Raw genomic sequence first — 26379 nt, forward strand, 5'->3', positions numbered from 1 at the left:
GACCCCTGGTCGAAAATCTTCAAGGCCTTTGCCCATTCAACCGCAGCCAAAACAAGCCAATCGTCGATAAGTAGTGCAAACGAACAATGACTACAACGAAAGAGCATAGTAGCCTTCCCCAGCGCTTGAACTCAGGAGTCCGTGCATGTCCGTCCGTCGTACCAAAATCGTCGCCACCCTTGGCCCGGCCAGTAACTCGCCGGAAGTCCTCGAACAGCTGATTCTGGCTGGTTTGGACGTCGCCCGTCTGAACTTCTCCCACGGCACCCCGGACGAGCACAAGGCTCGCGCCAAGCTGGTGCGTGACCTCGCCGCCAAGCATGGCCGCTTCGTTGCACTCTTGGGTGACTTGCAAGGCCCGAAAATCCGTATCGCCAAATTCACCAACAAGCGGATCGAGCTGAAGATCGGTGACAAGTTCACCTTCTCCACCAGCCACCCGCTGACCGAAGGCACCCAGGACGTGGTGGGCATCGACTACCCGGACCTGGTCAAGGACTGCGGCGTCGGTGACGAGCTACTGCTGGACGACGGCCGTGTGGTGATGCGCGTTGACACTGCCACGCCGACCGAACTGAACTGCACCGTGATCATCGGCGGCCCGCTGTCCGACCACAAAGGCATCAACCGTCGCGGTGGTGGCCTGACAGCGCCGGCCCTGACTGAAAAAGACAAGGCCGACATCAAGCTTGCCGCCGAAATGGAAGTGGACTACCTCGCCGTGTCCTTCCCGCGCGACGCCGCCGACATGGAATACGCCCGTAAGCTGCGCGACGAAGCCGGCGGTACCGCCTGGCTGGTAGCGAAGATCGAACGTGCTGAAGCCGTGGCCGATGATGAAACCCTCGACGGCCTGATCAAGGCCTCCGATGCCGTGATGGTTGCCCGTGGCGACCTGGGCGTTGAAATCGGTGACGCCGAGCTGATCGGTATCCAGAAGAAGATCATCCTGCACGCACGCCGTCACAACAAAGCGGTGATCGTTGCGACCCAGATGATGGAGTCGATGATCCAGAACCCGATGCCGACCCGTGCCGAAGTGTCCGACGTGGCCAACGCCGTACTCGACTACACCGACGCCGTGATGCTCTCGGCTGAAAGTGCCGCCGGCCCTTACCCGCTGGAGGCCGTACAGGCCATGGCGCGTATCTGCGTCGGTGCCGAAAAGCACCCGACCAGCAAGACCTCCAGCCATCGCATCGGCAAAGTCTTCGAAAGCTGCGACCAGAGCATCGCCCTGGCTGCCATGTACACCGCCAACCATTTCCCGGGTGTCAAGGCCATCATCGCCTTGACCGAAAGTGGCTACACGCCGTTGATCATGTCGCGCATCCGCTCCTCGGTGCCTATCTACGCGTTCACCCCACACCGCGAAGCCCAGGCCCGCGCGGCCATGTTCCGTGGCGTGTACACCATCCCATTCGACCCGGCGTCGCTGGCACCGAACGAAGTCAGCCAGAAGGCGATCGACGAGCTGGTCAAACGCGGCGTCGTGGAAAAAGGCGACTGGGTCATCCTGACCAAGGGCGACAGCTACCACACCACCGGTGGCACCAATGGCATGAAGATCCTGCATGTGGGCGACCCGCAGGTCTGAGTGACAGGCTGAAAAACAAAAGCCCCGCCATGTGAATGGCGGGGCTTTTTGCATTTCAGTGCAGGCCACTGTGTTGAATTTCAGGGCCTCATCGCAGCATAGGTATCTACATAACTCTGTTAGCTCAACGGTAACCACGATGCGAAGCGAGCCGCTCTTGATCTTGATCTGCTTTTGATCTTAGGCGCCCCGTTAAACCACGCTGGCCGGAATTCGACAGGGATTTGGGGGGTAAACCGGCAGGGATGCCGGTTTAGCCGCCCCGCGCCATGGATGGCGCGGGGCGGCGGCCCCCAAAATCACTGGCGGATTACGGGCACACCGAGCCTAAGCGAGGTGCCGAGTGGTGGGGCAAGAGCGCTTTGCTTACTTTCGCGCTTTTCGAAAGTGAGCCGCCGTCAGGGCGGAACCCTAAGTGGCCGTTACCGCAGGAATGGATATGTACACGGTCCAACTGGGTTGACTGTCAGGCCGTCTTCGCAGGCAAGCCAGCTCCCACATTGGATCGCGGGGCATCAGTTATATCTGTGTCGGCTGCCAGGCCGTCACGGGAGCAAGCTCCCTCGCCACAGATTTAGCGTCGTGCCGAAGTTGTGTAGATACCTATGCTCATCGCAGGCAAGCCAGCTCCCACAATAGTCAGACAACTCGGTCTACTGTGGGAGCTGGCTTGCCTGCGATGGCGTCATCAGCACCTGGCGATAAACTCCGATACCGACTTGAGCAGGCTTTTCATAAAGTGAAAGGGCAGGATAGAAACACATCCGCCAGCAGTTGATTACGCGGCAGCCCCGCCAGGAACAAGCGCTTGGAAAAGGCCTCGACGCTGGCAGGGTGCCCGCAAAGCAAGGCCAGGGTATGCCGGGAAACCAGCCGCAGTTGCGCCAACGCCGGCTGCAACTGCGCCGCGGTCCATAGCTCCACGGTCAGGTTCCCATGCCGGGCGGCAAGGGCTGCCAGGGGTTCAGCCAGATAATGACCTTCGGCCTCATGGGCCAGGTGAATCACGCGAATGTCGCCCTGGTGATCCTGGCGCAGTGCCTCGCGCAACACACCCCACAAGGGCCCCAGGCCAGTACCGGAAGCCAGCAGCCACAACGGCCGCGATTGCCAGTCAGGGTCGTAGTGCAGTGCTCCACCCCGCAGTTCACCCAGGCGCAAAGGATCACCGACCTTCAACTGTCGCGCCGCATCGCTGAATGCACCGGGTTGACGGCAGTCGATATGAAACTCCAGGTACGGCTCTTCCTGGGGCAAGCCCGCCAGAGAATAGGGGCGCGCCACCTGCCCCGCCCACAGCACCAGATGCTGCCCGGCGTTGTACCGCAGGGCACGTTCCGGTTGCAGGCGCAGGCGCAGTACCGTCGAACTCAGCCAATCGGCGCCCACCACCTGGGCGGGCAGGCCATCGCGCTGAGGGTCAAACGCTTCGACCTTCAGGTCTGCACTGACCCGGCACTGGCACGCCAGGCGCCAACCTTGCTGGCGCTGCGTCGGGCTCAGGGCTTCGGGCTGCTGGTCGTCAACCTCACCCTCGCAACGCACCAGGCACGCATGGCAACTGCCGGCTCGGCAACTGAAGGGCACAGCCACGCCGGCCTGATTCAAGGCATCCAGCAGGTTGCTGCCGAGGGATACAGACCAGTGGCGTTCGCCGACGTACAGTTCAGGCATATAAAGACTCAATCATAAGGAGCGCGCACAGGGAATCATGCCTGCGACAGTTTGACCATAGTCGGGTGTATCGGCCACCGTGCCGGGTTATACTGCCGCGCCTTTTTAGCGTCGCGCCTGCACCATTCTGGCGTGCCTTGGAAAGATGGCTTCAGCCGACCGATGCAACACTGACGCCATCTTTATTGAATGTTCCCTTATAGAGGAGCGCGACTCATGACCGTGATCAAGCAAGACGACCTGATTCAGAGCGTTGCCGACGCCCTGCAATTCATTTCCTATTACCACCCCGTTGACTTCATCCAGGCCATGCACGAAGCCTACCAGCGCGAAGAATCGCCGGCTGCCCGTGACTCCATCGCCCAGATCCTGATCAACTCGCGCATGTGCGCCACCGGCCATCGTCCGATCTGCCAGGACACCGGTATCGTCACCGTGTTCGTGCGCGTGGGTATGGACGTGCGTTGGGACGGCGCCACCATGGGCCTGGACGACATGATCAACGAAGGCGTGCGTCGCGCCTACAACCTGCCAGAAAACGTCCTGCGTGCCTCGATCCTCGCCGACCCGGCAGGCGCCCGCAAGAACACCAAGGACAACACCCCCGCGGTCATCCACTACTCCATCGTCCCGGGCAACACCGTGGAAGTGGACGTGGCGGCCAAGGGTGGCGGCTCCGAGAACAAGTCGAAGATGGCCATGCTCAACCCGTCCGACTCGATCGTCGACTGGGTGCTCAAGACTGTTCCGACCATGGGCGCCGGCTGGTGCCCACCGGGCATGCTCGGCATCGGCATCGGCGGCACCGCCGAGAAAGCCGCGGTAATGGCCAAGGAAGTGTTGATGGAGTCCATCGACATTCACGAGCTGAAAAAGCGCGGCCCGCAGAACCGCATCGAAGAAATGCGCCTGGAGCTGTTCGAGAAGGTCAACCAACTGGGCATCGGCGCCCAGGGCCTGGGTGGCCTGACCACCGTGCTCGACGTGAAGATCATGGACTACCCGACGCACGCAGCCTCACTGCCGGTGTGCATGATCCCCAACTGCGCCGCCACCCGTCACGCGCACTTCGTGCTGGACGGCTCGGGCCCGGCGTCGCTGGAAGCGCCACCGTTGGACGCCTACCCGGAAATCGTCTGGGAAGCCGGCCCATCGGCCCGTCGCGTCAACCTCGACACCCTGACCCCGGAAGAAGTGCAGAGCTGGAAGCCGGGCGAAACCGTACTGCTCAACGGCAAGATGCTTACCGGTCGCGACGCGGCGCACAAGCGCATGGTCGAGATGCTGAACAAGGGCGAAACCTTGCCGGTGGACCTCAAGGGCCGCTTTATCTACTACGTCGGCCCGGTTGATCCGGTGCGCGAAGAAGTGGTTGGCCCGGCGGGCCCGACCACTGCGACGCGGATGGACAAGTTCACCCGTCAGATCCTCGAGCAAACCGGCCTGCTGGGCATGATCGGCAAGTCCGAGCGCGGCCCGACCGCCATCGAAGCGATCAAGGACCACAAGGCCGTGTACCTGATGGCCGTGGGCGGCGCCGCTTACCTGGTGGCCCAGGCCATCAAGAAGTCGCGCGTGGTTGCCTTCGCCGAACTGGGTATGGAAGCCATCTACGAGTTCGACGTGAAAGACATGCCGGTCACCGTTGCAGTGGACAGCAAAGGTGAATCCGTCCACATCACCGGTCCTGCCATCTGGCAGAAAAAGATCAGTGACAGCCTGGCGGTAGAAGTGCAGTAAGCACCTCATCCAAAAGAATAAAGGCGACTGCGGCCCCATGGCCCAGTCGCCTTTTTTTCTGCCGGGAGCAAGGGGGGCTAGCTCCCATACAAGCTCCTTGGTCACAAGATATGAGCCGCCCATGCTATGGTGCTCGCCCCTTACCGTGCCTGTTCATCATCGTATGATCGTGATCCCTCGCCCCCTGCGCCTGACCTTCTATTCTCTGTTGATCATCGCCGGTGCGGTGCTGGCTGCCGCCTTGGCCACGCGCCATGCCGAACGCCAGGCCTTGGTGGACGACGCCGCCCGTGCCAATCAGCAGCTCGCGCTGTATGCCAACTCGCTGCACACCCTGATCGAACGCTACCGTGCCCTGCCCGCCGTACTGGCGCTGGATTCGGAGATGATCAGCGCCTTGAAGGGCCCGCTGGACGCCGCCACGCAAGACCGGCTCAACCGCAAGCTGGAGCGCATCAACGGCGCTGCGCAGTCTTCGACCCTGGAACTGATGGACCGCACCGGCCTGGCCGTGGCCGCCAGCAACTGGAACCTGCCCAGCAGTTATGTCGGCCACAACTACGCGTTCAGGCCGTATTTCAGCCAGACCTTGAGCCAGGGCACCGGGCGCTTTTATGCAGTGGGCGTGACCACGGGTATTCCGGGCTATTTTCTTTCCAGCGCGGTCGTGGATGAGCACGAGCAGTTCCTTGGGGCCATGGTGGTCAAGCTGGAGTTCCCCGAGCTGGAGCGCGAATGGGCCCAGGGCAATGACCTGCTGTTGGTCAGCGATGCGCGGGGCATCGTGTTTATCGCCAACCAGCCGGGCTGGCGTTATCGCAACCTGCGGCCGTTGTCCGAAAATGACCTGGCTGAACTCAAGGCCACCCGCCAATACGACAAGAAGCAACTGCAGCCGCTGGACACCCAGCCCCTGCAACGCTTTGACGAAAACAGCCACTTGATCCGCGTCAACGGCCCCGAGGGCAACGCCAATTACATCTGGGAGTCGCTGCCGCTCAAGCGCGAAGGCTGGACCTTGCACCTGTTGCGCAAACCCCAGTTTGCCTTTGAAGACCAACGTAACGCGGGCCTTGCCGCTGCGGGTTCGTGGCTGGCATTGGTGTTCTTGGGGCTGTTCCTCAGCCAGCACTGGCGCCTGGCCCGCTTGCGTCAGCGCAGCCGTGAAGAACTGGAGCAATTGGTCGAAGAACGCACCCAGGCGCTGCGCACCGCCCAGGATGGCCTGGTGCAGTCGGCCAAGCTGGCGGCATTGGGGCAGATGTCGGCCGCCCTCGCCCATGAAATCAACCAGCCGCTGACCGCCCAGCGCATGCAACTGGCGACGCTGCGGCTGTTGCTCGACCATGGTCGCGTGGACGATGCCTACAAGGCTCTCACGCCATTGGATGACATGCTCACGCGCATGGCCGCGCTCACCGGCCACCTCAAGACGTTCGCGCGCAAGAGCCCCAGCGGTCTGCGCGAAAAGCTGGACCTGGCGACGGTGGTCGACCAATCCTTGCACCTGCTCGACGCGCGCCTGCGTGACGAAGCCATCGGTGTGGTGCTGGACCTCACTCGCCCGGCCTGGGTACGTGGCGACGCGATCCGCCTGGAACAAGTGCTGATCAACCTGCTGCGCAACGCCCTCGACGCCATGGCCGATAAACCGCGCAAGCGCCTGGAAATCCGCCTGCACGCCGATCAGCAACTATGGCAATTGAGCGTCTGCGACAGCGGTGGCGGGATTGCCGAGGAACATTTGAGCAGCGTATTCGACCCGTTTTTCACCACCAAACCGGTGGGCGACGGGCTCGGCTTGGGGCTCGCGGTGTCCTACGCTATCGTGCATGAACTGGGCGGACGCCTGAGTGCCGCCAACCGTGGCGATGGCGCGATTTTCACCTTGACCCTGCCTATCGCCCTGGAGACGCCAGACCTATGTTGAACGCGGTGATTGTGGTCGATGACGAAGCCAGTATTCGCACGGCCGTCGAGCAATGGCTGAGCCTGTCAGGGTTTGACGTGCAGTTGTTCAGCCGCGCCGAAGAGTGCCTGGCGCAACTGCCCAAGGACTTTGCCGGGGTGATTCTGAGCGACGTGCGCATGCCGGGGCTCAGCGGCCTTGAGCTGTTGGCCGAGGTGCAGCGCCGCGATGCCGATTTGCCGGTGATTTTGCTCACCGGCCATGGCGACGTGCCAATGGCCGTCGAAGCCATGCGCGACGGCGCCTACGACTTCCTGGAAAAACCCTTCAGCCCCGACGCCTTGCTCAACAGCCTGCGCCGGGCGTTGGACAAGCGCGGCTTGATCCTGGAAAACCGCCGTCTGCATCAACAGGCCGATCATCGCGTGCAGTTGGAGTCCAGCCTGCTGGGTGTGTCCATGGGCCTTCAAAGCTTGCGCCGCCAAGTGCTGGACCTGGCGAGTTTGCCGGTCAATGTGCTGATCCGGGGTGAGACCGGCAGCGGCAAGGAGTTGGTCGCCCGCTGCCTGCACGACTTCGGCCCACGCGCCAAGAAGCCGTTCGTGGCCCTCAATTGCGCGGCAATCCCCGAGCAGTTGTTCGAAGCCGAACTGTTCGGACATGAAAGCGGCGCCTTTACCGGCGCCCAGGGCAAACGTATCGGCAAACTGGAATATGCCCACGGCGGCACCTTGTTCCTGGATGAAATCGAAAGCATGCCCCTGGCCCAGCAAGTGAAATTGCTGCGCGTATTGCAAGAGCAGAAGCTGGAGCGGCTGGGCTCCAACCAGAGTATCCATGTGGACCTGCGCATCATCGCTGCCACCAAGCCCGACCTGCTGGAAGAAGCGCGTGCGGGGCGCTTTCGCGAAGACCTGGCCTATCGGCTCAATGTCGCACAACTGCGCCTGGCGCCATTGCGTGAACGTCGCGAAGATATTCCGCTGCTGTACGCGCATTTTGCGCAAAGCGCTGCCAAGCGTCTGGGCCGCCAGGTCGAGCCCTTAAGTGGGCCACAGTTGGGGCGTCTGCTCAGCCATGACTGGCCGGGCAATGTGCGCGAACTGGCCAACGTCGCCGAGCGCCAGGTGTTGGGGCTGGACGAGCCGGAACCGCAAGGGATCGAAGCCGGGCAGTCGTTGGCGGCGCAGCAGGAAGCGTTCGAGGCACACTGCCTGAAGGCCGCGTTGACGCGTCACAAGGGTGATATCAAGGCGGTGCTGGCCGAGTTGCAACTGCCACGTCGCACCTTCAATGAGAAGATGCAGCGGCATGGGTTGGTAAGGGAGATGTTTGTGTAGCGACCTTTGGATCGCCATCGCGGGCAAGCCCGCTCCCACATTTTGGTCTGTGAGCACAGGCAGGTGTGGGAGCTGGCTTGCCTGCGATGGCGTCGGCAGCCATAAGCGGATTTCCGCTCATCACCCCAAAACCATCAGCGAATTTCCGCTCAATAAAATCCCGCAACCCTTCTATTCCGGGCCTTCCTCTACCTGGCACAGCTCCTGCTATAGCCCCAACAGGCTGCGCACGCGCCGCTCCATAAAAACAACTAGATGAAGGATCCTTCAATGGATAACTCCAACACCGTGCCTCTGGGATCGATGGCCGTCAAAGCGCAGGAGCGCACCACCTCCAGCCGCATCAAGTCGATATTCAGCGGATCGGTCGGCAACATGGTCGAATGGTACGACTGGTACGTCTACGCCGCCTTCTCGCTGTACTTCGCCAAAGCCTTCTTCCCCAAAGGCGACACCACTGCCCAACTGCTCAACACCGCCGCGATCTTCGCCGTGGGCTTCCTGATGCGCCCGATCGGTGGCTGGCTGATGGGCCTGTACGCCGACAAAGTGGGGCGTAAAAAAGCCTTGATGGCCTCGGTGTACCTGATGTGCTTCGGCTCGCTGCTGATTGCCCTGAGCCCCGGCTATGAAATCATTGGTATCGGTGCGCCGATCCTGCTGGTGTTTGCCCGCCTGCTGCAGGGCCTGTCGGTCGGCGGCGAATACGGTACCTCTGCCACTTACCTGAGTGAGATGGCCACCAAGGAACGCCGCGGTTTCTACTCCAGCTTCCAATACGTGACCCTGATCTCCGGCCAGCTCATCGCGCTGGCGGTGCTGATCGTGCTGCAACAGGTGCTCACCACCGAGCAGTTGTATGCCTGGGGCTGGCGTATCCCGTTCGCCATCGGTGCCTTGTGCGCAGTGGTCGCGCTGTACCTGCGTCGCGGCATGGAAGAAACCGAGTCGTTCACCAAGAAAGAAAAAGCCAAGGAAAGCGCAATGCGCACCTTGATGCGCCATCCCAAGGAGCTGATGACCGTGGTCGGCCTGACCATGGGCGGCACTCTGGCGTTCTACACCTACACCACCTACATGCAGAAATACCTGGTGAACACGGTCGGCATGAGCATCTCCGACTCCACCACCATCTCGGCGGCGACGCTGTTTCTGTTCATGTGCCTGCAACCGATCATCGGCGGGCTGTCGGATAAAATCGGCCGCCGCCCGATCCTGATCGCCTTCGGCGTCCTTGGCACCCTGTTCACCGTGCCGATCCTCACCACCCTGCACACCATCCAGAGCTGGTGGGGCGCGTTCTTCCTGATCATGGCCGCGCTGATCATCGTCAGCGGCTACACCTCTATCAACGCCGTGGTGAAGGCCGAGCTGTTCCCGACCGAAATCCGCGCACTGGGCGTGGGCCTGCCGTATGCCCTGACCGTGTCGATCTTCGGCGGTACCGCTGAATACATCGCGCTGTGGTTCAAGAGCATCGGTATGGAAACTGGCTACTACTGGTACGTGACCGCGTGTATCGCCGTGTCGTTGATGGTGTACGTGACCATGAAAGACACGCGTAAACACTCGCGAATCACCACCGACTAAAAATGTGGGAGCGGGCTTGCTCGCGAACGCGGTGGATCAGTCAAAGTTGTATCAACTGACCCACCGCATTCGCGAGCAAGCCCGCTCCCACATTCGTTATGATGCGTGCCCCAGAATTCCATATGGAGCAGGTGATGTCCGACGATATCCACTTTTACGAACCCGCCAACGGCCACGGCCTGCCCCATGACCCGTTCAATGCGATCGTCGGCCCACGCCCGATTGGCTGGATCTCCTCGCACGATCGCGAAGGCCGCCTGAACCTGGCGCCTTACAGCTTCTTCAATGCGTTCAACTACATTCCGCCGATCATTGGGTTTTCCAGTGTCGGGCGTAAAGACAGCCTGAACAATATCGAACAGACTGGAGAATTCGTCTGGAACCTGGCCACCCGCCCGCTGGCCGAGCAGATGAACCAGAGCTGCGCGGCCGTATCGCCCGAGGTGAATGAATTCGAACTCTCCGGGCTGACGCCCGTGGCTTCGAAAATCGTTGGCGTACCACGGGTGGGCGAGAGCCCGGTGTCGTTCGAGTGCAAGGTGACGCAGATCATCCAGCTGCAACGTGCCGACCAGCAGTTGGTGCCAAGCTGGCTGGTGCTGGGCGAGGTGGTTGCGGTGCACATCGCCAAATGGTTGCTCAAGGATGGGATCTACGACACTGCTGCCGCCGAGCCTATTTTGCGCGGGGGTGGCCCGGCGGATTATTTCCAGCTGGGGCCTGAGGCCCTGTTCAAAATGCACAGACCAGGCGCCACCAAACCCTGACTGAAATGCAATCAAAACTATGGGAACTGGCGTGCCTGCGATGACGGTGGGTCAGTTAACCCAAGAGTGACTGATACACCGCTATCGCAGGCAAGCCAGCTCCCACATTGGTTAGGTGTGCTGCCTCAGCGTTCAGCAGTTGCCCAGCTCAGTTCGCCGTCAGCATTCACATCAATCAAAAGATCAAGTTGCAGCGTCGCCGCATCATCGGCATCGGACGCAGTCTTGAACGTCTGCCCATCAAGGATCTTGTGAAACCTGGGTGCGCCCATGCCATCCAGTGCCTTGACGGCGACGGCGGCGCTGTAGCCACCTTCGCCCGGTACTACGGCGGAAACGGCTTCGTGGTGAGCAAATTGTTTACGTGCCATGTTGCAGGTCCTGGCCAATGGAAAGTCGGCCATTCTAACCGTTAACCGGCCAGTTGCAGGTACTCGCCGTAGGCCTGTGCCGCCGATGCGTCGGTGAAGGTCTGGAAGTCCATGCTGCGCACGACCATGTCGTTCAGAAGCTCGGTGAAGATCATCAGGGCCGCAGAGTTGAAGTAGGCGCTCATGGCCTGCTCGCTGCTCCAGAACCCGGACACCAACCAGACATCGGGATCGACCTGGGAGTGCTGCAATGAGAATTGCAGGCAACCCTGGGCCTGGCGACCTGGTTCGATCAAACTGCTCAAGCGTGCACCCAGCTCGGTGCTGCACCCGCTACGGGCGCGGATAAAGGCCATATGGCTCGCGGGAATGGGGGTGGACATGTTCGACTCTCCCGTTGAGAAGTGATGCTCGGCAAGCACAGTGAGGGCGTGTTGCCACAGGGTCAAAGATAACGGCGCGGGGGTGGGCGCGGTTAGTCAATTCCTGCAGGCTTATTGCACAATCCTGCGAGAAGCGTAGGGAGGACGTTCGGCCCCAGGATTTATTCCAGGCCCAGGCCTCATGTTTCAGGCTGATGACAGGCTGCGCACTTGCCTGATTCACGCTATCTCGCAGGATCAGGCAAGGATGCTGCAGAATCGACGTAACACTTTTTGAAAAGCCGCCGCTATGCTGAGCCCATCAAAGAAGCGTGTAGAGGACGCCCCATGCCGTCGCCCGAATCCAAGTCCATTCCCCTCGATGCCGAGATGGAGAAACAACGCGCCGAGCTGGCCAGTATCGTGCACCGCCATACCTGGGAGGACGGCTCCTACGGCACGGCGATCACCTCGCTGTACCTGAACCGCCACAACGCGCCGCGGGATTTCATGCCGGTGCTGGTGGAACCCGCACTGTGCATCCTCGCCAGTGGCAGTAAGGAAGTGCGCCTGGCCGACGAGATCTTTGCCTACGACCCGCTCAACTACTTGGTGTTCTCGGTGGCGATGCCGGTAGCCGGCCGCATTATCGACGCCACCGCCGAAAACCCGAACCTCTCGGTGCGTATCAATATCGACCCGGCGCAGCTCACAGCGCTGATCGCAGAGGCCGGGCCGATGGGCGTGCCCTCGCGCCCGACCTCACGAGGCATGTACGTCGACCGCATCGATCACGCACTGCTCGACGCGGTGCTGCGCCTGACCCGCTTGCTGGACACGCCTAAAGACATCGCGATGCTCGCGCCCTTGATCAACCGTGAAATTCTCTACCGCTTGCTGCGTGGCCCGCAGGGTTATCGCCTGTATGAAATCGCTGTGGCTAACAGCCAGAGCCATCGGGTGAGCCAGGCGATCACCTGGTTGAACGGTAACTACGAACAGCCGCTGCGTATCGACGACCTGGCCAAGGAAGTGAACCTGAGCGTCTCGACCTTGCACCATCGCTTTAAAGCGATCACGGCCATGAGCCCGCTGCAATACCAGAAGCAACTGCGCTTGCAGGAAGCCCGGCGGCTGATGATTGCCGAAGGGCTGGAGGCCTCGGCGGCGGGGTATCGGGTGGGGTATGAAAGCCCGTCCCAGTTCAGCCGGGAGTACAGCCGGTTGTTCGGTGCGCCGCCGCTGCGCGACTTGGCCCGGTTGCGCCAAAGCATCTGATGCGCGCGTAGCAACATGTGGGAGCTGGCTTGCCTGCGATGGCGGTGTGTCAGTCACTAATGAGTCAACTGAACCACCGCTATCGCAGGCAAGCCAGCTCCCACATTTGATCTCAGGTGTTTGTTAGTCCAAGGTTCTTGGTAGTTGCAGGGTAACGCGCAGGCCGCCTTCACGCAGGTTCTGCAAACTCACTTCGCCCCCATGGCTGTGGGCAATGTTGCGCGCAATCCCCAATCCCAATCCGTAACCCTGCTGCTGGCCGGCCAGGCGGAAGTGCGGCTCAAACACCTGCTCCAGTCGCTGCTGCGGCACACCGGGGCCCTCGTCATCCACATGCAGGATGAACTGCACGCCATCGTCCTCGATATGCAAATGCGCGTTCTGCCCGTACTTGAGCGCGTTGTCGATCAGGTTGCCGATGCAACGCTTGAGCGCCAGCGGCTTGCCTGGGTAGGCTGACAGGGCCGCGCCATCAAGGGTCACTCGGCCATTGCCATGGGGTGCCAGGTACGGCTCCACCAGGCATTCGAGGACGTGGTTGAGATCCACCGGCTGGATGTTTTCGTGGATGTCGGTGTCTTTCACGCATTGCAGCGCGCCCTTGACCAGCAATTCCAGCTCATCCAGGTCACGGCCGAATTTGTTTTGCAGGTTCTCGTCTTCCAGCAATTCCACACGCAGGCGCAGGCGGGTGATGGGCGTGCGCAGGTCATGGGAAATGGCGCTGAACAACTGGCTGCGCTCGGTCAGGTAACGGCTGATGCGTTCACGCATGGCATTGAATGCACGGCCCACTTCCACCACTTCACTGCCGCCGCCTTCAGCCACCGGCTCCACATCGGCGCCCAGGGACATGTCCCGCGCCGCTCGCGCCAGGCGCTTGAGCGGTCGGCTTTGCCAGTGCACCAGCAGGCCGATGAACAGCAGCAGAAAACCGCTGGTGAGCACGATGAACCACACCTGCTGGGACGGCAGGCCTTGCTCTTCCAGGCTGGTGTAGGGCTCGGGCAATAGGGAGGCGATGTACAGCCATTCACCGGGTGCCAGTTGGATCTGGGTGACCAGCACCGGCGGGTTCACCGGTTCCAGGGTCAGCGCGTAATGGGCCCAGGAGCGCGGCAGTTCGTCGAGCTTCAGGCCGGCATTGAAGATGCGCAGGTCTTCGGCGCTGACGAACTCTACCGAGATATGCACGTCGGCACCCAGGGTCTGGCGCAGCACTTCGTCCACCGCCACCAGCACCGCTTGCTTGCGCGGGGTTTCGGGCAGTATTTGCATGTCCAGCGGGCGATCATTGAGGGTCACCACAAAACGCGTGCCGCCCATGCTGCGCAATTGGTCCAGCACTAACGGGCGATAGGCCACCGGCAGCGACCGGAAGTAACTCACGCTGGCGGTCATTGAATGCGCCAGGCTACGGGCGCTGGTGACCAGGCCCTCAAGCTGGGTGGCGCGCAATTGCGACACCCAGATCACGCTGGACAGCGCTTGGGCGAACAGCACCGCCAGCAAGGTCAGCAGTAACATGCGCCCCAGCAGCGAGCGGGGTACCGGAAAGCGGCGGCGACGTTCGTTCAGCGGTTCAGTGGGCATTGCCGGCAACCACGCTGGCTGCCAGTTGATAGCCGCTGCCACGCACGGTACGGATCAGCCGCGGAGGTTTCTCGGTGTCGCGCAGGCGTTGGCGCAAGCGGCTGACGGCCATGTCGACGATACGGTCCAAGGGCATGAGGTCGCGGCCACGGGTGGCGTTGCCGATGGTGTCGCGGTCGAGGATCTGTTGCGGGTGGTCGAGAAACAACTTGAGCAAGGCGAAGTCGGCACCGGAGAGGATCACCTCTTCACCATCCACATGAAACAAGCGGTGGCTGATCATATCCAGGCGCCATTCATCGAACACCCACACATCACCGCCGCTGCTGCGCTCCTGGCCGAATTGGCAGCGACGCAGCAGTGCCTTGATGCGCGCCTGCAACTCGCGGGGGCTGAACGGCTTGCCGATATAGTCATCGGCGCCCAGCTCCAGGCCGATCACGCGGTCGGCTTCGTCGGAACTGGCGGTGAGCATGATGATCGGCACCTGCGCCTGGCGCGGGTGCTGGCGGATCCAGCGGCACAGGCTGAAGCCGTCTTCGTCTGGCAACATGACATCGAGGATGACCAGGTCGCACGGCGCCTCGTTCATCGCCTGACGGAACCCCGCGCCGTCGGACACGCCACGGACCTGGAAGCCGGCGCGACTGAGGTAGGTTTGCAGCAATTCGCGGATTTCCTGGTCGTCGTCGACGAGGAGAATGGATTTACTGATTACGCTCACGGGGCCTCCTTGTTGTTATGGCCTGGCTTAAATCATCGGGTGCCCTTTAGGCCGTCATCGCAGGCAAGCCAGCTCCCACACTTGGAATGCATTCCAGACTGTGGGAGCTGGCTTGCCTGCGATGGCGCCATTATGACCTATGCAAAAGCTTGCTCAAGCGCCACACCAGCCCCAGTCAACCCGGAATACGGCGCCGTCACCAGCCACACCGGAATACCTTTGAAGTAGTCGCTCATGCAGCCTTTGTCGCGAAAACTCTGGGCAAAGCCACTGTTGATAAAGAAGTCGGCAAACCTCGGTATCACCCCACCCACGATGTACACGCCACCGCGTCCACCGGTGGTCAAGACGTTATTGCCCGCCACCCGGCCCAGCCAGATGCTGAACTGGTCCAATACTTCCATGGCCACCGGATCGCCGGCCAGGCCCGCCGCCGTGATGGCTTCGGGGGTGTCGAGCACCGGCTCGTGCCCATCCACCGCACAAATCGCCCGGTACAGCCGTGGCAGGCCGCCACCGCTCAACGCCGTTTCGGCGCTGACATGCCCGATCTCGCTGTAGATGTGTTGCCACAGCTGGGTTTCCCGCGGGCTGCTCAGGGGCAGGTCGACATGCCCACCCTCCCCCGGCAATGCCGCCCAACGGCCTGCGCCGAGGTCCAGCAAGGTGCCGACGCCAAGACCCGTACCCGGGCCGATCACCACGGCCGGGCGCAAGGGCTCCGGCGTGCCTTCGCAGACCACGCGAAATTCGTCGGGCTTGAGTCGGGTCATGCCCAGGGCCATGGCCGAGAAGTCATTGACCAGCAGCAGTTCATCCACCTGCAGGGCCTGGCAAAACGCGGTTTTGCTCAGGCGCCAGTGGTTGTTGGTGAACTTGAATTCATCGCCGCTCACCGGCCCGGCCACCGACAGGCACACCGCACCGATGTCCCCGATTTGCAGGCCTTCTTCTTTGAGATAGACCTTGATCGCCTCTTCAGGGCTGCCGTGATCCGCCGTGGCATGCACGCGGATCGAATGCAGTTCCTGATCCCGCCATAACGCAAAACGGGCGTTGGTACCCCCGATGTCACCGACCAGCGCAAGCTTCACTTAAGCGTCTCCAAGGCAGAGGTAAAGGCGCTGGCGCCCTGCTCTGCGGAGCTTGCGGCCAAGCGCATGAATGCAAACAACTCGCGACCGGCCCCCACGTTATTGCCCAACAGGCCCGTGGCAGGCGTACGCGCTGCAAATACTTCGGCGTCCACCTTAAGCTCCAGGGTGCCGGTAACGCCATCGACGCGAATGATATCGCCATCCTGGACCCGCGCCAGCGGCCCGCCGCTCTGGGCTTCGGGGTTGACGTGGATCGCGGCAGGGATCTTACCCGACGCGCCGGACATTCGCCCATCTGTCACCAGCGCCACTTTGAAACCACGGTCCTGCAACACGCCCAGGAACGGGGTCATCTTGTGCAGTTCCGGCATGCCGTTGGAGCGCGGCCCCTGGAAGCGCATCACCGCGACGAAGTCTTTTTCCAACAGGCCGGCCTTGAAGGCATCGGCCAGGTCCTGCTGGTCCTGGAACACCACCGCGGGCGCTTCGACAACCTGATGCTCCGGCGCTACCGCCGAAACCTTCATCACGCCACGGCCAAGGTTGCCTTCCATCACGCGCAAGCCGCCTTCCGGCGAGAACGCACGGGCCACCGGGCGCAGGATGGTTTCGTCGAGGCTTTCGATCGGGCCGTCGCGCCAGACCAGTTCGCCATCCACCAGGAAAGGTTCCTGGATATAGCGGCTCAGGCCCTTGCCGGCCACGGTGTTGACGTCTTCGTGGAGCAGGCCGGCTTCCAGCAGTTCGCGGATCAGGAACGACATACCGCCCGCCGCCTGGAAGTGGTTGATGTCAGCCTTGCCATTTGGATACACGTGGGACAGGGTCGGCACCACCTCGGAGAGGTCCGCCATGTCCTGCCAGGTCAGGATGATGCCTGCCGACATGGCAATGGCCGGCATGTGCAGGGTGTGGTTGGTGGAGCCGCCGGTGGCATTGAGCGCAACGATGGAGTTGACGATGGACTTCTCGTCGACAATCTCGCCAATCGGCGTGAAGTTGCCATTGGCCTTGGTCAAACGCGTGACCTGGTGCGCAGCTTCGCGGGTCAACGCATCCCGCAGCGGCGTGTAAGGGTTGACGAACGAAGCGCCGGGCAAGTGCAGGCCCATGACTTCCATCAGCAACTGGTTGGTGTTGGCGGTGCCGTAGAAGGTGCAGGTACCAGGGCTGTGGTAGGACTTCATCTCCGATTCCAGCAGTTCTTCGCGGCTGGCCTTGCCTTCGGCATAGCGCTGGCGCACATCGGCCTTCTGCTTGTTGGAGATACCCGACGGCATCGGACCGCCCGGCACGAAGATCATCGGCAGGTGGCCGTAGCGCAGCGCGCCCATCATCAGGCCAGGGACGATTTTGTCGCAGATGCCCAGCATCAGCGCGGCGTCGAACATGTTGTGGGACAGCGCTACCGCCGTGGACATGGCAATGACTTCACGGCTGAGCAGGCTCAGTTCCATGCCTGGCTCGCCCTGGGTCACGCCGTCACACATGGCGGGGGTGCCGCCGGCGAACTGGCCGACCGAGCCGACTTCGCGCAGCGCTTTTTTGATTTGTTCGGGGAAATGCTCGTAGGGCTGATGCGCCGAGAGCATGTCGTTATAAGAAGAAACAATTGCCACGTTGGCGGCATTCATCATGCGCAGGCTGTTTTTGTCTTCGGTGCCGCAACCGGCCACGCCATGGGCGAAGTTGGCGCATTGCAGCTTGCCGCGCATCGGACCGTCGCTGGCTGCGCCGCGAATGAGCGCAAGGTAAGCCTCGCGGGTGGCGCGGCTGCGGGCGATAAGCCGTTCGGTGACCTCAAGAACGCGGGGATGCATGTATAGAACTCCAGGCTAACGGATGTGGCGACCTGAGTGTCTATGCTGATCAAACGCCCACGGCTCATGGGATGGCAGGGGGTCGTTTGGATCATCGGACCAGTTGATTCAGGTCACTCGTTGTAGATTGAACAAAATATTGCCACTAAAAAGGCTTGTTTTCTATTTTTATGCGAATAATCTTGTAATTCTTACAACAAATCGACGACAGGCACTTTCCGATGACTCTTCGAATCGCAATCAATGGTTTTGGCCGTATCGGCCGTAATGTCCTGCGCGCACTGTATACCCAAGGCTATCGCCAGGATCTGCAGATCGTCGCCATCAATGATCTGGGCGACAGCTCGATCAATGCCCACCTGCTCAAGTACGACACCGTACACGGCACTTTCGACGCAGAGGTTGCCCACGATCAGGAAAGCCTGACCGTCAATGGTGACCGGATTGCCGTGAGTGCCATTCGCAACCCCGCCGACCTGCCGTGGGCTGCGCACAAGATCGACGTAGTGTTCGAATGCACCGGCCTGTTCACCGACCGTGACAAGGCTGCCGCCCATATTAGCGCCGGCGCGCGCAAAGTAATCATCTCGGCCCCGGCCAAGGGCGCGGACGCCACGGTGGTCTATGGGGTAAACCATGACATCTTGCGTCAATCCCACCAGATCATTTCCAACGCATCGTGCACCACCAACTGCCTGGCGCCGGTGGCCCAGGTGCTGCACCGCGAGCTGGGTATCGAAAGCGGCCTGATGACCACCATTCACGCCTACACCAACGACCAGAACCTTACCGACGTGTACCACACCGACCCGTACCGCGCGCGTTCGGCCACCCAGAACATGATCCCGAGCAAGACCGGCGCCGCTGAAGCGGTGGGCCTGGTGCTGCCGGAACTGGCAGGCAAGCTGACCGGCATGGCGGTGCGTGTACCGGTGATCAACGTGTCGCTGGTGGACCTCACCGTGCAGTTGAAGAAAGAAGCCACGGCCGATGAAGTCAACGCCCTGCTCAAACACGCCAGCCAGCATTCGAAGATCCTCGGCTACAACACCCTGCCGCTGGTTTCCAGTGACTTCAACCATAACCCGCTGTCGTCGATCTTCGATGCCAATCACACCAAGGTCAGCGGCAAGCTGCTCAAGGTACTGGCGTGGTATGACAACGAGTGGGGCTTCTCCAACCGTATGCTGGATAACTGCCTGGCGTTGTGCAACGCCGAGTAATCCCTGGGCTGGATTGTGTGAACTGGCTTTTGTGGGAGCCGGGCTTGCCCGCGATGCAGGCGACTCGGTCGTTCAGTCAAACCGAGATGATGCTATCGCAGGCAAGCCAGCTCCCACATAAGCCTGGCTCCCACACACTCTCCAAGGCATCTCAAAGTGCCACTTGCCATTTCAGTTGATGATAAGCATTATCATTAACTGCAAATCGGTCTGGTATCACTGTGAGCCAATCTCGCTTCAACCACGTCTTCCTCACCCAACGGGTGATCCTGCTACGAACTCTGCAACGCATGGTGCATAACCACAGCACTGCCGAGGACCTGTTGCAGGAAACCTACCTGCGCGTGACTCGGGCCCTCAGCGAGCGGCCAATCGACCACCTTGAACCCTTTGTCTACCAGACAGCGCGCAACCTGGCGCTGGATCACTTGCGTTCGCGCAGGATTCAGGCGCGTACCCTGCAGGAGGATGTCCCGCTGGATGTCCTGCAAAGCGTCGCCGCGCCGGCCAGCACGCCGGAGGAAGCTACCCAGGCCGAGCAGCTACTGGAGCACCTGAGTGTCAGCCTCGGCCAGTTGAGCGCCCGCCAGCAGCGGATTTTCATCCTCAGCCGTCTGCACGGTTGCAGCTATCAGGAAATTGCCGATCAGTTGGGTGTGTCCTTGAGCACGGTGCAAAAGGAACTCAAATTGATCATGGCTATCTGTGTGGGTGTGGCCGAACGGCTGGATCAGCCTTAAGCTGTCACCCGACAGAGGTGTCGATCCAAGCTGTAGGAAAAATGAATAGAACGTGGCGAAGACCCGAGGAACACCGTGACGGACCCGAATAAACTGCGCCCCCATGCGTTGGCTCATGAGGTGTTGCAAGACGCGGCCATGGACCAAGCCCTCGATTGGCTGATCGCCTTGCAGTGCCCGCAACCTGGGCAGCAGGCCGCGTTCGACGCCTGGCTGGCCCAGGACCCGGCGCATGTCCACGCCTTCAGCAAGGCCCAGGCCGCCTGGGGTGATGCGCCGGTACACAGCGCCGCCGTGGCCCTCGCCGCACCGCGCAAGCCCAACGGCTGGCGCCGGATCAAACCGCACTGGAAACCTCTGGCCACCGCCGCCGTGTTACTGGTCGGCCTGTTCAGTTTCAGCAACCTGCCGGTGCGTTTGCAGGCCGACCATCTGACGGTGGTCGGCGAGCGCCAGCGCCTGCAACTGGATGATGGCTCCAAGGTACTGCTGAACACCAACTCGGCATTTTCCAGCACCATCAAGGACCACCAGCGCATTGCCCGCCTGTACCAGGGCGAAGCGTTCTTTGAAATAGCGCCCACCCGTGGCCTGCCCCTGGAAATCGACGCCGGCCCGGTGCGCGCCAGCGTGCGTGACACCGCCTTTGCCGTGCGCTACCTCAATGGCGAAGCCCAGGTTCAAGTGCAGCGCGGCGATGTCGACCTGAGCAACACGTTCGACGATGCCCGTGTGCGCCTGAGCGCCGGTGAAAGCATCCGCATCGGCCCAAAGGGTTTCGGCCAACCGGCCAAGCTCGACCCCAGCAAAGACCTGGCCTGGGTCCAGGGCCGGCTGGTATTCGAAAACTGCCCGCTGAGCGAAGTGCTGGCTGAGCTGCGCCGCTATTACCCCGGCTGGATCGTCAACAACAACGAGCAGTTGGCCAGCGTCGCCGTCACCGGCAACTACCGCCTCGACCAGCCCCTGGACGTGGTGCGCTCCCTGGCCCACATCACCTCGGCCAAGCTGTCGGAGTACCCGGCGCTGGTGATCCTGAACTAAATGAGAATTATTTTTACTCGATGTTAACCGGCGATACGTCTCGTTATAGCCAATGCAACTGATTCCTATTTGGTTCGGTTCGCAACTATAAGATTCGTATCCCGGAGCGCTCTCGATGTCCTCTCGTTTCAACCGCCGGTCTGCTTCGCCCGTTTTGTCCTTGCTGACCGCCGCGATCCTGCTGGCTGGTGCGCCCGTCATGAGCGCCACCGCCGCGGAACCTGCCGCTCGCAGCCACGCCAATTACACGTTCAGCATCGAACAGCAGCCACTGGTGTCGGCACTTAACGCCTTTACCGCAGTGACCGGTTGGCAAGTGGGCCTGCCGGCCGAACTGGGCCAGGGCGTATCGTCCCCTGGCGTGCGCGGCCCGCTGCCAGCGGAAAAAGCCCTCGAGCGACTGTTGGTGGGGACCAACCTGAGCTATCGCAAACTGGGCACCAACAACATCGTGCTGGAAAAACGTAGCGCCGGCAGCGCCCTCGCCCTGCAACAGGTGACCATCAGCGCCACCCGCAATGAACAGGATGTGAACAGCGTACCGAGCACCGTCAGCGTGCACGACCGCGCAGAACTGGACCGCCAGAACGTCAACAACATCCGTGAACTGGTGCGCTACGAACCCGGCGTCTCCGTCGGCGGCGCCGGTACACGCTCGGGTAACGCGGGCTACAACATTCGCGGTATCGACGGCGACCGCATCCTCACCCAGGTGGATGGCGTCGAAGTGCCGGACAATTTCTTCAACGGCCCTTACGCCAAGACCCGACGCAATTACGTCGACCCGGAAATCGTCAAGCGCGTGGAGATCCTGCGCGGCCCGGCCTCGGCCCTGTACGGCAGCAGCGCCATCGGCGGCGCGGTGAGTTATTTCACCCTCGACCCGGATGACATCATCAAGCCAGGCCAGGACGTCGGTGCGCGCCTGAAGACCGGCTACAGCTCCGCCGACGAGAGCTGGCTGACCTCCGGCACCTTCGCCGGGCGTGTGCAAGACTTCGACGGTTTGCTGCACCTGAGCCAACGCAATGGCCACGAAACCGAATCCTACGATGGCAACAACGCCACTGGCCTGGCCCGTACCGGCGCCAACCCGGAAGATGCGCGCACCACCAACGTGCTGGCCAAGCTGGGCTGGAACTATGGCGATGACAACCGCCTGGGCCTGACCTACGAGAAGTTCAAGGATGACCGCGACGTCAATCTGAAAAACGCAGTGGGCGGTCCGTTCATCGGTGGCCGGGGCATGAACCTGTACCGCGACCGTCGCGGTAACGACACCATTACCCGCGAGCGCTTCGGCCTGGAAAACACCTTCGCCCTGGAGTCGCCGATTGCCGACCGCATCAAGACCAGCCTCAACTACCAGATCGCCAAGACCGACCAGACCACCGCCGAAATCTACCAGGCCGGCCGTCGCGTCCTGCGTACCCGCGACACCCTTTACGAAGAGAAACAGTGGGTCTTCGACGCGCAACTGGACAAAGCATTCAGCCTCGGTGAAACCGAGCACCAAGTGACCTACGGCACCACCCTCAAGCAGCAGAAAGTCACCGGCTCACGCGAAGGCTCGGCCTCGTGCCTGGCCATTGGCGCCGGCTGCACCGCCATCGGCGCGCCGAGCCCGCAAGCGAGCGACAGCGTGAAGAAAGCCAGCGACTTCCCCGACCCAACCATCAACACCTACTCGCTGTTCGCCCAGGACCAGATCACCTGGGACAAATGGACTTTCCTGCCTGCCGTGCGTTATGACTACACCCGGCTCAAGCCCAAGCTGACCCAGGAATTCCTCAACACCGTCAACCCGACCGGCGCCTATACCGTCGATGGCAAAGACAAGACCTGGAACCGCGTAACACCCAAGTTCGGCCTCACCTATGCCCTGACCGACAACTACACCTGGTTCGGTCAATACGCCGAGGGCTTCCGTACGCCGTCTGCCAAAGCGCTTTACGGTCGCTTCGAAAACCTCAACCTGGGCTACACCGTCGAACCTAACCCAGACCTCAAGCCAGAAACCAGCAAAGGCATCGAAACCGGGATTCGCGGCAAATTCGACGAAGGTTCCTTCGATATTGCGGTGTACTACAACAAGTACCGTGACTTTATCGACGAAGACAACGCCGTGGTCGGCGGCACCGTGGAGCAGTTCCAGGCGGTCAACATCAAACGCGCCACCATCAAGGGCATGGAAGCCAAGGGCCGCCTGAACCTGGATACCTTCGGCGCGCCGAAGGGCCTGTATACCCAAGGCTCGGTTGCCTACACCTACGGTCGCAACGACGACAATGGCGAGCCGTTGAACAGCGTCAACCCGCTCAAGGGCGTGTTTGGCCTGGGCTACGACCAGGACAACTACGGTGGCCTGGTGAGCTGGACCTTGGTGAAAAAACAGGACCGCGTAGACAGCACGACCTTCCACGCGCCCGACGGCGGCACCGACGGCCCGTTCAAGACCCCAGGCTTCGGCATCCTCGACCTGACCGCTTACTACAAGGTGAGCAAAGACGTGACCGTCAACGGTGGCCTCTACAACCTCACCGACAAGAAGTACTGGAACTGGGATGACGTGCGCAGCTACGACAGCGTCGGCGAAGCCGGTGTGACCGGCCCGGCCAACCTCGACCGCCTGACCCAGCCCGGTCGCAACTTTGCGATCAACGTGATCTGGGACATCTGACCCTTCCGCCTCACCTCGCCGCCATTGCATCCACGGCGAGGTGAGGATTTTTTACTGTGCCGCGTCTTCTTGTTCGTCTAGTTGATAACAGCTCTCTTCAGGGCACCCAGGCGCTTCTCTTCTCAAGGATTTTTTTCATGACCGCTTCTTCCACCGCAGAACGCCCAAGCCTGCGCTCCCAACGCCTGAACCAGATCACCAACGAGCCGCACACCAAGCTCGACGCATTGGTGAAGGCTCACGCGCCGTTCGAAACCCAAGCCAACTTCGCCCGTTTTGTGGTGGCCCAGTACCTGTTCCAATCGGAACTGGTGGCCCTGTATAACGATGCCGAGCTGAACCAGATCATCCCTGACATGGCCGCCCGCTGCCGCGCCGAAGCCGCCAAGCTCGACCTGGCAGACCTGGACACCGAAACCCCGGCCCCGGTTGCCGGCGCGGTGAACAACCCCAGCAAAGCCGAAGCTTTGGGCTGGCTGTTCGTCTCCGAAGGCTCCAAGCTGGGCGCTGCGTTCCTGATCAAGCGCGCCGTGGGCCTGGGCCTGAGCGAAACCTTCGGTGCGCGCCACCTGGGCGAGCCGGCCGGCGGTCGCGCCGAGGGCTGGAAGCGCTTCACCCGCACCCTCGACGGCCTGCAGTTCAGCGCCGAAGAAGAGGCTGCCGTGGAAAAAGGCGCGATCGATGCGTTTGTGCGCTTCACCGTGTTGCTGGAACAGGCGTACGCTAGCGCCCCAGAACTGGCGTAAGTGTTCTGGTAGACAGCGGTTCAATGTGGGAGCTGGCTTGCCTGCGATGGCGGTGGGTCAGCGCCAGATGTTTAACCTGATACACCGCTATCGCAGGCAAGCCAGCTCCCACACTTGGGTGCATTTCATGGCTGATAATGTGTAAACCTACCCACCAGAAAACTGCAGCATGACCGGAAAACCCCAATCCTCCTCCAAAATCGCCCAAGTCCTCTTTGGCCTGCTGGCCTACGTCAGCCTGGGGATCGGCTTGGTGGCGATTGTCATACCGGGGTTGCCCACCACCGAATTCATCCTGCTCGCCGCCTGGGCCGCCACCAAAAGCTCGCCGCGCCTCAGCGCCTGGTTGGAAAACCACCGCCTGTTCGGGCCGATCCTGTCCAACTGGCGCAATGGCAAGATCATCGCCCGTCGCGCCAAGGTCAGCGCCACCGTGAGCATGTTGCTGTGCGCCGTGCTGATGCTGGTGATGCTCGATCACGGCTGGCCGGTGTACCTGGCGATTGCCGGGATGAGCCTGGGCAACCTGTGGATCTGGTCCCGCCCCGAGCAGCTCGCACGGCCCATCTGAGGCTGGTTGTAGGCGTTTTCCTACCGCTCATCGCCTGTTCCTCATGAATTGATTTGTGACGCCGATGTTTCAGGCATGACGCCGAATGGACTTGGCGCGTTTGCGTGCATTCCAACAAGTCCATTCGTGAGTGAACCTATGTTCGACACCCTCTCCATCCGCTTGAAAATCGTGTTGCTGTCCGGCCTGTGTCTGCTGGGTGTGATTGCACTGGTGGTCGGCATCAATATCTACAACACCAACCAGAACGATCGGCTGGTCAGTGATTCAAGCTCACGAATGCTCACCGCCAGCGTGGAGCAGTTGCTGCAATCCAAAGCGGCCGAACAGGCCGGCCACTTGCAGCAGACCTTCGGCGAAAACCTGCTGGTGGTCACAGCCCTGGCCGACCAAATCAAAGACCTGCGTCAGTTGGGCACCCAACGCGCCCTTGAAGCCGGGGCCCTGCGTGAAGAGCTCAACCGCAGCGTCAAAACCGCGTTCGAGCGCAACACCAAAGTGCTGGGCATCTGGTTGTCGTTCGAACCCAACGGACTGGATGGCAAGGACAGCGAATTCATCGACGACAAGGCACGCGTTTCCAATGAAAAAGGCCGGTTTTCCAGCTACTGGAGTCGTGCTGGCGGCGAAGGCCAGAACACCATCATGGTCGAAGATGACCTGACCAAGACCACCCTCAACCTCAGCGGCACGCCCTACAACATCTGGTACACCTGCCCACGGGACACCCGCAGTACGTGCCTGCTGGACCCGTACGAAGACACGGTGGCCGGCAAACCGGTACTGATGACCACCATTTCCCTGCCGCTGATCGTCGACGGCAAAGTCATCGGTGTGGTCGGCGTGGACATCGCCCTCACCGCCCTGCAAGCGACCACCGATGCAGCGCAGAAAGACCTGTTCAACGGCGCCGCCCACCTGGAGATTCTGTCCAGCACCGGCCTGATCGCCGCCTACAGCGGTGAACCAGCCAAAGTCGGCAAGAACCTGATCGACAGCCTCGGCGCCGAAGGCAAGGAGATCGTGCAACTGCTGGCCAATGATCGCCCGGTGATCCGTGAGCAGGACGACACCATTCGTGCGGTGTACCCCCTCAAGCCGATTGCCGGTGCCAAATCCTGGGGTGTGGTGATCAATCTGCCCAAAGCGGTGATGCTGGCCGACAACGAAAAACTGCAAGCCGTACTCGACGAGGCCCAGGCAACGGGCACGCTCAAAGCCCTGCTGGTGGCCGCCGCCGCTGGCCTGCTGGGCTTGCTGTTGATCTGGCTGACCGCTACTGGCGTGACCCGCCCTATCAATAGCGTGGCCGCCATGCTCAAGGACATCGCCAGCGGTGACGGCGACCTCACCCAGCGCCTGGCCTACGCCAAGAAAGACGAACTGGGCGAGCTGGTGAACTGGTTCAACCGCTTCCTCGACAAGCTGCAGCCGACCATTGCACAGATCAAGCAAAGCATCACCGAAGCTCGTGGGACGGCCGATCAGTCGTCCGCCATTGCGCGCCAGACCA

20 protein-coding genes and 1 pseudogene are annotated in these 26379 nt (G+C 61.4%); 14 read left to right on the forward strand and 7 right to left on the reverse strand.

The features are described 5' to 3' along the window. Window positions 1–145 precede the first annotated feature (145 nt). The gene (gene pyk / locus CLM72_RS22480; protein WP_003193904.1) at window positions 146–1597 is read left to right on the forward strand and encodes a pyruvate kinase; all 1452 of its coding nucleotides are present in this window, start codon (window positions 146–148) and stop codon (window positions 1595–1597) included. A gap of 732 nt (window positions 1598–2329) precedes the next feature. Here the strand turns inward: pyk and CLM72_RS22490 are convergent. Beyond that, window positions 2330–3271: an iron-sulfur-binding ferredoxin reductase gene (locus CLM72_RS22490; protein WP_105228240.1), complete on the reverse strand. Its 942-nt coding sequence runs from the start codon at window positions 3269–3271 to the stop codon at window positions 2330–2332. Between the two features lie 216 nt (window positions 3272–3487). Between CLM72_RS22490 and CLM72_RS22495 the strand changes: the two genes are divergently transcribed. From CLM72_RS22495 to CLM72_RS22515, 5 genes are all read left to right on the forward strand, one after another. After that, window positions 3488–5011, forward strand: coding sequence for a fumarate hydratase (locus tag CLM72_RS22495; RefSeq protein WP_105228242.1), 1524 nt, complete (start codon window positions 3488–3490; stop codon window positions 5009–5011). A 163-nt stretch (window positions 5012–5174) separates the two neighbouring features. Next, a complete protein-coding gene (locus CLM72_RS22500) occupies window positions 5175–6941 on the forward strand; it encodes an ATP-binding protein (protein WP_105228244.1) in 1767 nt (588 codons plus the stop codon). Further along, window positions 6935–8260: a sigma-54 dependent transcriptional regulator gene (locus CLM72_RS22505; RefSeq protein ID WP_105228246.1), complete on the forward strand. Its 1326-nt coding sequence runs from the start codon at window positions 6935–6937 to the stop codon at window positions 8258–8260. Before CLM72_RS22500 ends, CLM72_RS22505 begins: the two co-directional genes overlap by 7 nt. A 270-nt stretch (window positions 8261–8530) precedes the next feature. Beyond that, on the forward strand, window positions 8531–9850 hold the full coding sequence (locus CLM72_RS22510) for an MFS transporter (protein WP_105228248.1): 1320 nt from the start codon (window positions 8531–8533) through the stop codon (window positions 9848–9850). A 134-nt stretch (window positions 9851–9984) separates the two neighbouring features. Beyond that, window positions 9985–10617, forward strand: a complete 633-nt coding sequence (locus tag CLM72_RS22515) for a flavin reductase family protein (protein ID WP_105228250.1) — start codon at window positions 9985–9987, stop codon at window positions 10615–10617. Window positions 10618–10742: 125 nt separating this feature from the next. Here the strand turns inward: CLM72_RS22515 and CLM72_RS22520 are convergent, their stop codons facing one another. Continuing rightward, a complete protein-coding gene (locus tag CLM72_RS22520; protein WP_105228252.1) occupies window positions 10743–11021 on the reverse strand; it encodes a hypothetical protein in 279 nt (92 codons plus the stop codon). Between the two features lie 8 nt (window positions 11022–11029). Next, window positions 11030–11371 carry an antibiotic biosynthesis monooxygenase family protein gene (locus CLM72_RS22525; protein WP_073522888.1) on the reverse strand — a complete coding sequence of 114 codons (342 nt, stop codon included), beginning with the start codon at window positions 11369–11371 and terminating at the stop codon, window positions 11030–11032. Between the two features lie 327 nt (window positions 11372–11698). On the opposite strand from CLM72_RS22525, the gene CLM72_RS22530 reads away from it, so the two are divergent. Continuing rightward, entirely contained in the window at window positions 11699–12628 is a 930-nt protein-coding gene (locus tag CLM72_RS22530; RefSeq protein WP_105228254.1) for an AraC family transcriptional regulator, read from the forward strand. A gap of 123 nt (window positions 12629–12751) precedes the next feature. On the opposite strand, the gene CLM72_RS22535 is transcribed toward CLM72_RS22530, so the two are convergent. From CLM72_RS22535 to edd, 4 genes are all read right to left on the reverse strand, one after another. Beyond that, window positions 12752–14221 carry an ATP-binding protein gene (locus CLM72_RS22535; protein WP_034128612.1) on the reverse strand — a complete coding sequence of 490 codons (1470 nt, stop codon included), beginning with the start codon at window positions 14219–14221 and terminating at the stop codon, window positions 12752–12754. Next, window positions 14211–14945, reverse strand: coding sequence for a response regulator (locus CLM72_RS22540; protein WP_003193918.1), 735 nt, complete (start codon window positions 14943–14945; stop codon window positions 14211–14213). Before CLM72_RS22540 ends, CLM72_RS22535 begins: the two co-directional genes overlap by 11 nt. A 137-nt stretch (window positions 14946–15082) precedes the next feature. After that, on the reverse strand, window positions 15083–16039 hold the full coding sequence (locus CLM72_RS22545) for a glucokinase (RefSeq protein WP_034128613.1): 957 nt from the start codon (window positions 16037–16039) through the stop codon (window positions 15083–15085). Beyond that, a complete protein-coding gene (gene edd, locus CLM72_RS22550) occupies window positions 16036–17862 on the reverse strand; it encodes a phosphogluconate dehydratase (RefSeq protein ID WP_014719752.1) in 1827 nt (608 codons plus the stop codon). The genes CLM72_RS22545 and edd overlap by 4 nt, the downstream gene beginning before the upstream one ends. A 221-nt stretch (window positions 17863–18083) precedes the next feature. Between edd and gap the strand changes: the two genes are divergently transcribed. The 7 genes and pseudogenes from gap to CLM72_RS29645 all read left to right on the forward strand — a co-directional run. Continuing rightward, complete coding sequence (gene gap / locus CLM72_RS22555) at window positions 18084–19085, forward strand: type I glyceraldehyde-3-phosphate dehydrogenase (RefSeq protein WP_003193921.1); 1002 nt, start codon at window positions 18084–18086, stop codon at window positions 19083–19085. Between the two features lie 221 nt (window positions 19086–19306). Further along, window positions 19307–19825 carry an RNA polymerase sigma factor gene (locus CLM72_RS22560; protein WP_003193922.1) on the forward strand — a complete coding sequence of 173 codons (519 nt, stop codon included), beginning with the start codon at window positions 19307–19309 and terminating at the stop codon, window positions 19823–19825. Window positions 19826–19900: 75 nt separating this feature from the next. Then, complete coding sequence (locus CLM72_RS22565; protein WP_105228256.1) at window positions 19901–20869, forward strand: FecR domain-containing protein; 969 nt, start codon at window positions 19901–19903, stop codon at window positions 20867–20869. Between the two features lie 115 nt (window positions 20870–20984). Further along, window positions 20985–23549, forward strand: coding sequence for a TonB-dependent receptor (locus CLM72_RS22570; RefSeq protein WP_105228258.1), 2565 nt, complete (start codon window positions 20985–20987; stop codon window positions 23547–23549). A gap of 137 nt (window positions 23550–23686) precedes the next feature. Then, window positions 23687–24295 carry a biliverdin-producing heme oxygenase gene (locus CLM72_RS22575; RefSeq protein WP_105228260.1) on the forward strand — a complete coding sequence of 203 codons (609 nt, stop codon included), beginning with the start codon at window positions 23687–23689 and terminating at the stop codon, window positions 24293–24295. Window positions 24296–24464: 169 nt separating this feature from the next. Next, a complete protein-coding gene (locus tag CLM72_RS22580) occupies window positions 24465–24866 on the forward strand; it encodes a YbaN family protein (protein WP_105228262.1) in 402 nt (133 codons plus the stop codon). A 279-nt stretch (window positions 24867–25145) separates the two neighbouring features. Continuing rightward, window positions 25146–26285: pseudogene (locus tag CLM72_RS29645) on the forward strand (HAMP domain-containing protein); the annotation flags it as partial. Window positions 26286–26379: the final 94 nt, after the last annotated feature.

Source organism: Pseudomonas sp. MYb193 (assembly GCF_002966775.1).
In the GTDB taxonomy this organism is placed as follows: domain Bacteria; phylum Pseudomonadota; class Gammaproteobacteria; order Pseudomonadales; family Pseudomonadaceae; genus Aquipseudomonas; species Aquipseudomonas paracarnis.

Bases quoted from the DNA above. Each gene is read 5' to 3' on its own strand.
- pyk (WP_003193904.1), top strand. From the start codon at position 146: ATGTCCGTCCGTCGTACCAAAATCGTCGCCACCCTTGGCCCGGCCAGT.
- CLM72_RS22490 (WP_105228240.1), bottom strand. From the start codon at position 3,271: ATGCCTGAACTGTACGTCGGCGAACGCCACTGGTCTGTATCCCTCGGC.
- CLM72_RS22495 (WP_105228242.1), top strand. From the start codon at position 3,488: ATGACCGTGATCAAGCAAGACGACCTGATTCAGAGCGTTGCCGACGCC.
- CLM72_RS22500 (WP_105228244.1), top strand. From the start codon at position 5,175: ATGATCGTGATCCCTCGCCCCCTGCGCCTGACCTTCTATTCTCTGTTG.
- CLM72_RS22505 (WP_105228246.1), top strand. From the start codon at position 6,935: ATGTTGAACGCGGTGATTGTGGTCGATGACGAAGCCAGTATTCGCACG.
- CLM72_RS22510 (WP_105228248.1), top strand. From the start codon at position 8,531: ATGGATAACTCCAACACCGTGCCTCTGGGATCGATGGCCGTCAAAGCG.
- CLM72_RS22515 (WP_105228250.1), top strand. From the start codon at position 9,985: ATGTCCGACGATATCCACTTTTACGAACCCGCCAACGGCCACGGCCTG.
- CLM72_RS22520 (WP_105228252.1), bottom strand. From the start codon at position 11,021: ATGGCCGACTTTCCATTGGCCAGGACCTGCAACATGGCACGTAAACAA.
- CLM72_RS22525 (WP_073522888.1), bottom strand. From the start codon at position 11,371: ATGTCCACCCCCATTCCCGCGAGCCATATGGCCTTTATCCGCGCCCGT.
- CLM72_RS22530 (WP_105228254.1), top strand. From the start codon at position 11,699: ATGCCGTCGCCCGAATCCAAGTCCATTCCCCTCGATGCCGAGATGGAG.
- CLM72_RS22535 (WP_034128612.1), bottom strand. From the start codon at position 14,221: ATGCCCACTGAACCGCTGAACGAACGTCGCCGCCGCTTTCCGGTACCC.
- edd (WP_014719752.1), bottom strand. From the start codon at position 17,862: ATGCATCCCCGCGTTCTTGAGGTCACCGAACGGCTTATCGCCCGCAGC.
- gap (WP_003193921.1), top strand. From the start codon at position 18,084: ATGACTCTTCGAATCGCAATCAATGGTTTTGGCCGTATCGGCCGTAAT.
- CLM72_RS22570 (WP_105228258.1), top strand. From the start codon at position 20,985: ATGTCCTCTCGTTTCAACCGCCGGTCTGCTTCGCCCGTTTTGTCCTTG.
- CLM72_RS22575 (WP_105228260.1), top strand. From the start codon at position 23,687: ATGACCGCTTCTTCCACCGCAGAACGCCCAAGCCTGCGCTCCCAACGC.
- CLM72_RS22580 (WP_105228262.1), top strand. From the start codon at position 24,465: ATGACCGGAAAACCCCAATCCTCCTCCAAAATCGCCCAAGTCCTCTTT.